Annotated in this window: 8 protein-coding genes; 6 read left to right on the plus strand and 2 right to left on the minus strand. The window is 75.5% G+C overall.

Annotated elements, in window-relative coordinates:
* Positions 1-449 (minus strand): excalibur calcium-binding domain-containing protein (locus GQS09_RS25835; RefSeq protein ID WP_313896337.1); only part of this gene is annotated, 449 nt, incomplete at its 3' end.
* Positions 450-681: 232 nt separating this feature from the next.
* Here GQS09_RS25835 and GQS09_RS25840 point away from each other — a divergent pair.
* A complete protein-coding gene (locus tag GQS09_RS25840) occupies positions 682-912 on the plus strand; it encodes a hypothetical protein (RefSeq protein WP_165989965.1) in 231 nt (76 codons plus the stop codon).
* Positions 913-1,026: 114 nt separating this feature from the next.
* Entirely contained in the window at positions 1,027-1,599 is a 573-nt protein-coding gene (locus tag GQS09_RS25845) for a MarR family winged helix-turn-helix transcriptional regulator (RefSeq protein ID WP_165989966.1), read from the plus strand.
* A 41-nt stretch (positions 1,600-1,640) separates the two neighbouring features.
* Here the strand turns inward: GQS09_RS25845 and GQS09_RS25850 are convergent, their stop codons facing one another.
* Positions 1,641-2,354: a hypothetical protein gene (locus GQS09_RS25850; protein WP_165989967.1), complete on the minus strand. Its 714-nt coding sequence runs from the start codon at positions 2,352-2,354 to the stop codon at positions 1,641-1,643.
* A 533-nt stretch (positions 2,355-2,887) separates the two neighbouring features.
* Between GQS09_RS25850 and GQS09_RS25855 the strand changes: the two genes are divergently transcribed.
* From GQS09_RS25855 to GQS09_RS25870, 4 genes are all read left to right on the plus strand, one after another.
* On the plus strand, positions 2,888-4,102 hold the full coding sequence (locus GQS09_RS25855; RefSeq protein ID WP_165989968.1) for an ROK family protein: 1,215 nt from the start codon (positions 2,888-2,890) through the stop codon (positions 4,100-4,102).
* A gap of 338 nt (positions 4,103-4,440) precedes the next feature.
* Positions 4,441-4,653, plus strand: coding sequence for a lasso RiPP family leader peptide-containing protein (locus tag GQS09_RS25860; RefSeq protein WP_165989969.1), 213 nt, complete (start codon positions 4,441-4,443; stop codon positions 4,651-4,653).
* A complete protein-coding gene (locus GQS09_RS25865) occupies positions 4,628-6,580 on the plus strand; it encodes an asparagine synthase (protein ID WP_165989970.1) in 1,953 nt (650 codons plus the stop codon). Before GQS09_RS25860 ends, GQS09_RS25865 begins: the two co-directional genes overlap by 26 nt.
* Before the next feature lie 13 nt (positions 6,581-6,593).
* Positions 6,594-6,916: PqqD family protein (locus tag GQS09_RS25870; RefSeq protein ID WP_165989971.1), on the plus strand; the 323-nt coding region annotated here is incomplete at its 3' end.

Below are 6,916 nucleotides of genomic sequence, written 5' to 3' on the forward strand. Positions count from 1 at the left end.
AGCGCCAGCGCGCCGCCGACGGCGAGCAGGCCGGCGGCGCCGGCGCCCAGCCAGAGCGCGGTGCTGCCGCCGCCGGTCTCCGCCAGCGCGGTGCCCTCCCCCTCGCCGCTCTCCTCGGCTGGGGTGCCGTTGTCGTCGGCGCTGTCGTCGGCGCTGTCGTCGGCGGCGGAGTCGTCCTGGGCGCCGCCGCCGCTGCCGTCGTCCCCGTCCTCGGCCGGGACGAAGCCGCTCGGCGGGCTCTCGCAGCCGACGCCGTCGTCGTCCCTGTCCAGGTGTTCCCCGTAGTGCGGGTCGCCTACGGCGATGTGGGCGTATCCGGCCTCGTATGCGGCCGGGCAGTTCTCGAACTCCTGGCCGTGGTGGGCGAGTGCCGTGGCCGGGGCGACGGCCAGGCCCAGCCCGGCCAGCACCGCCACGCCTCGTGCCGCACGTATGTGCTGTGGTTTCACGTGTCCCCTCCTGAGTCCCTGCGGATGCGGGGCGCCCACGCTAGCGGCGGGGTCAGCAGCCGCCGGAACCGTACCGGCAGGTAGTGACCGTAATGTGACCACCCATCAGATTTCACACTACAGACACATCTGCCCCACTGGACCTCCGGGCAGGACCGGCCGTCCCGTTCCTCGAACAACCGTGCCAGCATGGAGGGAGGAAGCGGCCACCATGCGAGGAAGGGCGAGCACGATGGGCAGGGGCTATTACCGCTACCGCCTGCTGCACTGGCAGCGCCGCCTGAGCCGGCGCCTGCCGCGGCGCGCGCACCGCGGCGCGCTGCGCGGCGCCCTGCAGGAATCGTCCCGCCCGCTGTCGGCCTTCCTCATCGTGGTGCTGCTCGTCCTGGCACTGTCCGTGGTGCTGGGCCTGCTGTCGGTGCTGTTCGGCGGCCGGCCGCTGATCCCCACGCCGCTCGGCTGACCGCTCCCGGGCGGGCGGGGCGGCTCCGGCCACCCCCGGGGCCATGGGTGCCTCCGGAGGCGTCGAGCACTCGGCTTTTAGTTATATCTAGCATACATAAATTATGATGAGGGCATGTCTTCCTCCGCGCCGCTCGATCCGGAGGCCCTCCGCGTCTTCGCCTCCGCCCTGCACCGGACCGCCCGCATGCTGCGCCGTCTCTCCGCACCGCCCGCAGGGCACGACGATCTGTCGCCCGCCGAACTGGACGTGGTCCGGGTCGTCACCCGCCACCCCGGGATCGGGGTGAGCCGCCTCGCCGAGGTGCTCCGCCTGAAGCCCAGCAACCTCAGCGCCACCCTCCGGCCCCTGCTCGACCGCGGCTGGGTGCGCCGCGAGCCCGCTCCCGAGGACCGCCGCGCGGCGCTCCTCCACCCCACCGAGCGCGCCCGGGAGGGGCTGCGCCAGGTGGAGGAGAACCGCGCCCGGCTGCTCGCCGAGGTGCTCCGGGAACTGCCCGGGGAGCAGGCCGGGACGCTGCTCCGGGCCGCGCCCGCGATGGAGGCGCTGTCGGAGGCACTGACCGGACGGAAACGGGACGGCATGCGGCCGGCACCGGACCGGAGGCCGGAGCCAGGGGCGGGGGCGGGGGCGGGGGCGGAACCCGGCGGCCTTCCGGCGGAGAGCGGGGAGCCGCGGGCCGGTTGAGGACCGCTCCGTTCCGGGCCCCGAGCCGCCGGCCCGCCCGCTCAGCGGGGGGCGGAGGGCGGGCGCGGCGAGACCGGGCGGCGGGGCGGGCGGGTGAGGGTGATCTGCCGCACCAGTTGGTGGAAGCAGGACAGCGCGGCGGCCACCGGCAGCCCGGCCATGGCCGCGCCGATCGGTGTCCTGGGCGCCTCGGCGACGCAGAAGACGGCCGCCAGCACGGAGAACAGCAGCACGATGCCCCACGCGTGCGGAGCCCGCCGGTGGTGCAGGGCGGCACGGACGATGGACAGCGAGGCGACCAGCCACGGCCCGTAGATCAGCGCGGGCCACCAGTTCACCAGGCCGGTCGCGTCCCCGGATTCGGCCAGTTCGCGCAGCGGGCCGTGCGCCGCCATGGCGCTCAGCAGGCTGACCGCGGCGGCCACGGTGGCCACCGCGGCGGCCAGCCCCCGGCCGACCCCGTCCAGGCCGGACTGGCCGGGCCGCCCGGCGGACGGGGAAGGCCGCCGCGTCCTGCGGTGCCGGTTCCGGTGCTCCCCCGCCACCGGCCCGGCGTCGACCGGGCCCGCCGGGTGTTCGGTGCCGCCGTGGCCGGCCGGAGGGACGGCGCAATCGAGCGGCGAGGGCCCGATCGTGCCGTAGCCGAGCGTCATCTCGCCCGGCTCCGGGAGCCCGGCGCCGGCCCCGGGCTCCGGACGAATCCCCGTGCCGAACGCGAACCCGTAGGGCACGGTGTATTCCTGCGCATTGTGCATGGTGTGATTTCCAGCCGGAAGACGGTCGCGAGCGGGGCCGGAAGACCTGCCCCGGCAACGGAAGCCCGGAAAAGAACGCGCCAGTGCGACTGAACGATTCTCCAATCGTCTTTCTCGGGAACGGTTTTCCGTGGTGTCCGGGCTCCTGAGCGGCTCCCATCTGTATCCCTCCGGCAGCGGCCAGTCAAGCGGGAGGTCGCCCGTGCGAGAACTCCCGCGACACCGCATGGGGAAATATCAGGTGACTAAAGATTTCCCTAGGGATTCACGGAGGATTTTCGGACCGGGTCCCGGCACGCGTCCGCCCGAACCAGCTCACCGGGGCACCGGCGCCGGGCGCGCCCCCGGGAGACGGCGCTGCGGCCGTCCCGCCACGGGGCACCGCCGGGACCCCCGACCTCCGCCCCCCGGCACCGGACCCCGGAGCCCGGACCCACCCCGGACCCCGGACCGGGACCAATGTGCGCTCATGCCCGCCCGGAAGGACCGGCCGACCATAAACTGAACACCGATACGTCCCGATGGGGGGAGCGATGCTTCCGTTACGAGACCTTCTCGGCCCGGTGCACGGCACCCGGGAGTTCCACCGCCGGCAGGTGCTGGTCGCTCTCCTGATCAAAGCGGACACCCAGACCCGGCTCGCCGACCGCACCGGCCTGTCGGGGGGCACGGTGTCGACCATCGTCTCCGCGTTCCAGCGGGAGAACATCGTCCGCACCGACCCGGGAGCACCGCGCGGCGGCGGCAAGCGCGGGGCGACGGTCCGGCTGCGGCCGGCCGCCGGCGTCGCGGTGGGCGTCTACATCGGCTTCAACCAGGCGGTGGCGGTGGCCCGCCAGGCCGACCGCGACCACCACGACGTGTCCGAGCAGCGGATCGACAGCGGAGCCGGCCGCGGGCTGGAGGAACTGCTGCCCGCCGTCCAGGAGATGATCGAGGCCGTGGTGGCCGACACCGGAGGGCGCCTGGCGGACGTGGTATCGCTCGGCGTGGCCGTCCCCGGGATGCTGGACCCGCGGACCAACCAGTTCGCCACCCCGGTGCTGCCGCTGTGGCAGGAGGGTGACGATCCGGCCGCGGAACTCCAGAAGTGGCTGCACCGGGCTACCGGGGTCACGGTACCCGTGGTGCAGGACAACGACGCCAATCTCGCCGCGCTGGCCGAGCACACCTACGAGACCCAGGAGCACGACGAGACGCTGGTCTTCGTCAAGGCGTCCACCGGCGTCGGAGCCGGGGTGGTGGTCGGGAGCCGGCTGATCCGCGGCGAGCGCGGCATGGCCGGGGAGATCGGGCACCTCACCGTGCGGCCCCAGGGGGACGTGTGCTTCTGCGGCGGCCGCGGCTGCCTCAACACCGTCATCGGCAGCAATGTCCTGCTCCGCGAGGTGCGCGAATCCCGCCCCAGCCGCTCCGCCGACTACCCGCGCGACCTGCTGTCCCTGATCACCATGGCGAGGGCCGGGGACGCCGTCTGCCGGCGGGTGCTCACCGACGCCGGCCACACGCTGGGTTTCGTGCTGGCGCAGGTGTGCAACTTCCTCAACCCCAACCTGATCGTGCTGGGCGGCCAGCTCGCCGCCGCCGGGGAGTCGGTGCTCGATCCCTGCCTGCGGTCCATGCGGCGGCACGCACTGCCCGGCGCGGTGCCGGACGGCTTCCGGCTGAAGCCCAGTGCCCTGGACCGGCTGGCGGAGGCACAGGGCGCCCTGGTGCTGGGGCTGAGCCGGTACGCGACCCGCGGCTAGCCCCGGGCGGCGACGCGTACCGCGCACCACTCACCACGCGCCGCTCACCGAACACAGCCGCCCCCCGGCGCGGAATGAAGACCGGAACCCCGTATCCGGCCGCCGGGGCATCGAATTGAACAGGACAGCGCCGCGGACAAGGCTTTCCCTTTCAGATTGGAAATCCGCACCCGGACCGCACGGCGCGCCGCCACCGGAAATGCGTACCGGCTGCGGAGACCCGGTCTGCGCAAGTGCCGTGCCGTCCGGTAAAGTCGAGAGGCCCGGTTACGCCGACGCCGCCGGAACGGGCATTACCCCGGTGCGCCGTGTGCGCCGCATTCAGGTTTGGGGGAAACATGGACTTTCCCAGCACGGAACAGGCTCCGGACGGCCGGGCGGCGGCAACGCCCGCGAACCGCGCCGCGCACCCCGCCGCGCACCCTGCCCCCGGGGCGGAGTGCGAGACCTACGAGCCGCCCCTGGTGCTCGATCTGGGGCGGGTCCGCGAGGTGACTCTCGGAAGTTCCGGCAGCGGTACGGCCGATGCCAACTCCCAGTACTACTGGTAGGCCCGCTCCGGGCCCGCGTCCGCCGGCCGGCGGACGCCTCGTCTTCCTCCCGGCCGGCGGCCACGCGGTCCCCGAGCTGGTCGGTGTGCTCGGCCCGTCCGGCACCACGGTCCGCTTCCGGGGGGAGTGGCGGCCCGGCGAAATCCGCCCGGTCGACCTGCCCTCGGGCACGGTGGTGACCATCGGCCAGTGTTTCGCCACCGCCGCGCAGTTGCGGCACGGCGCGGCCCTGGCGCTGCGCACCGGGGACTGCTCCGCACTGACCCGGTGGCCCGGCGCCTACGCCTGCCTGGTGCTGCGCGGTACGGACGTCACGCTGCTGGAGGACGTGGCCGGCCAGTATCCGCTCTACTACCGCCACGCCGGCGGACGGCTGTGGTTCGGCGACCGGCCCGCGGCGGTCTCCCGGGCGGCGGGCCGCGAACCGCGCCCGGATGCGGGAGTGCTGGCCGCGTGGGTGCTGTGCCCGGAGGTGCCCGGCCTCACCGGGGGCGGGTCACCGGTCGAGGGCGTGCTGCGGCTCGGGGCCGGCCATGCCCTGCGCGCCGGGCTCCACGGCGCCCCGCGGCGCTGGGCGCACGAGCCCCTGCTCGTGTCCGGCCCGTCCCCGGCCGCCGGCGCCACGGCCGCCGCCGAGGCCGCCGAGGCCGTGGGGGAGGCACTCCGCACGGCGGTACGCGTGCGCGCCGAGCGGGCCGCGCGGCTGACCACCGACTTCAGCGGGGGCCTCGATTCCACCTCGCTCGCCTTCCTCGCGCTGGACCACCGGCCCGGCGGCCTGCCCGCGTTCTGCTACCACCAGCCCGGCTCCCCGTGCGACGACCTGCCGTACGCCCGGCGCTACGCCGCCCTGGACCACCGCCTGCGGCTGGAGACGGTCACCGGGAACGCGCAGACCCTCAGCTTCCAGGGCCTCGGGCATCTCGGCCTTCCCGGACCCCCGCCCGACGGACATCACGAACGTCACGGGCGCCACGGCCCGGCCTTCGAGCCCGATCCGGCCGCGGCCTCGCTGGCCCGCACCCGGCTGCGGCTGAGCCGCCTCGCGGCAGCGGGCGCGGACATCCACCTCGGGGGCGAGGGCGGCGACGCCCTCTTCTCGGTCTCCGCCGCCTACCTCGCCGACCTGGTCCGGCCCGGCGCGCTGCGCCGGCTCCGCGGCGACGGCTGGCTGCTGGCCCGTCGGCACCACACGGCCCCCGCGGCCGTGCTGGCCCGGGCGGCCCGGCTGTCCCGGACGGACCCGGCCGCCGCGCTGCACCGGCTCGCCGGGCGGCTGGAACACCCCGGCGGAGCGCCCGCGACCTGGCTCGGCACCCTCTCCTGGTGGACGGAACCGGGCACGGAGACCGCATGGTTCACCCCGTCCGCCCGGCGGCACCTGGCCGGACTGGCCCGGCGGCGGGCGGCCGAGGCGGCGGCACGGCAGGAGGCGCCGCCGCTGTCACCGGCCGAGCACCGCGCCCGGTGCGGACTGCGGGCGTCGGCCGCCGTCCAGCGCCACCTCTCCGACCACGCCCGGGCCTACGGGGTCTGGCCGCAGGCCCCGTTCCTGGACCACGGCGTGGTGCGGGCCGCGCTCGCTCTCCCCGCCCCCCTGCGGGCCCGGCCGCCGGCGCCCAAGCCCTTGCTGGCCGCGGCCCTGGCCGGTGCGGTGCCGCCCGAGGTGCTGGCCCGCCGCACCAAGGGCGACTACGGCTTCGAGGACCAGGCCGGTGCCCGCGCCGCCTCGGCCGCGATGCGTGCCCTGCCGGAGTCCTCCCGGCTGGCGGACCTGGGCGTGCTCGAACCCGGCGCCGTCCTGGACGCGCTGGAGCGGGGCGCACTGGGCGTGCGGACCGTCTTCCCGGCCCTCACCCGGCTGCTGGCCGTCGAGGCCGGCCTGCGCGCCCCGGACACCCCGCACGACGACGAACGCGACGAGTGAGGAGGCGCAGCCGATGACGGCTCTGCACGTCCCCGCACATGTGCACAGCGGGCGGACCCCCCAGGGCGGCACGGCCCTGCTCAACACGAGAACCGGGCAGTGGCACCTGCTCAACGGCACCGCCCACCGGCTGTGGGTGGAATGCGGCCGGACGGGCGACCTGGACACGGCGATCACGGCACTGGTCCGCCGTTTCCCCGGGGCCCCGGCGGCGGACGTGCGCGGCGACGCGGAACGCGCCGCCGAAGCCCTCCTCCACCGCGGCCTGCTGGTGCGCGCCCGGCCCCGCCCGGCCGCGGCGCGCCCGACACCACCGCCCGCCGAGCCCGCCGGGTC

This window comes from Streptomyces sp. YIM 98790 (assembly GCF_011421595.1).
Classification (GTDB): Bacteria; Actinomycetota; Actinomycetes; order Streptomycetales; family Streptomycetaceae; genus Streptomyces.